The sequence below is a fragment of the Allokutzneria sp. NRRL B-24872 genome (genome assembly GCF_002155965.1).
Classification (GTDB): Bacteria; Actinomycetota; Actinomycetes; order Mycobacteriales; family Pseudonocardiaceae; genus Allokutzneria.
The window spans coordinates 1-727 of the sequence record NZ_MUMH01000248.1 but is presented as its reverse complement, the minus strand read 5'-3'; the positions used below and the strand labels follow the sequence as shown (position 1 = coordinate 727).

Annotated in this window: 2 protein-coding genes; both read left to right on the top strand. The window is 69.9% G+C overall.

Annotated features, from left to right (window positions below; genetic code table 11):
• Positions 1-32 precede the first annotated feature (32 nt).
• Positions 33-416 carry a globin gene (locus CCN37_RS36965; RefSeq protein ID WP_086830029.1) on the top strand — a complete coding sequence of 128 codons (384 nt, stop codon included), beginning with the start codon at positions 33-35 and terminating at the stop codon, positions 414-416.
• A 70-nt stretch (positions 417-486) separates the two neighbouring features.
• Positions 487-727: alpha-amylase family glycosyl hydrolase (locus CCN37_RS36960; protein WP_246843531.1), on the top strand; the 241-nt coding region annotated here is incomplete at its 3' end.

Sequence of the window (727 nt, the reverse complement as noted above, 5' to 3'; positions counted from 1 at the left end):
AGCGCCCGGCCGCGGCGTGTCAGGATGGAGACGTGGGCACACCCGAGACTTTCTACGAGGCCGTGGGCGGCGAAGAGACCTTCCGGCGCATCGTCGCGCGCTTCTACGCCGAGGTGGCCACCGACCCGCTGCTGCGCCCGATGTACCCGGAGGAGGACCTCGGACCGGCCGAGGACCGCTTCCGGATGTTCCTCATGCAGTACTGGGGCGGGCCGCACGACTACTCCGACCAGCGCGGACACCCCCGGCTGCGGATGCGCCACATGCCGTTCAAGGTCGGGCCGCTGGAGCGCGACGCCTGGCTGCGCTGCGCGCGGATCGCGGTGGACGAGGCGGGCCTGGCGGAGGCGCACCGCAAGCAGCTCTGGGACTACCTGGAGATGGCGGCGAACAGCCTGATGAACTCGCCCGTCTGAGCGTCGGGTGTAGTCCACCCGACTGTGGATCGGGGGTGGTTGTCAGTGTCGGATGGCAGGATGGACCCCCGTGCGACCTTCCCCCGAAGCAGCCGCCACGCCGTGGTGGAACAACACCGTGTTCTACCAGGTCTACGTCCGCTCCTTCGCCGACGCGAACGGTGACGGGGTCGGGGACCTGGACGGCATCCGGAGTCGGCTCGGCTACCTGGAACTGCTCGGTGTCGACGGCCTGTGGCTGACCCCGTTCTTCCGCTCGCCGATGGCCGACCACGGCTACGACGTCGCCGACCCGAGGGACGTCGACCCGC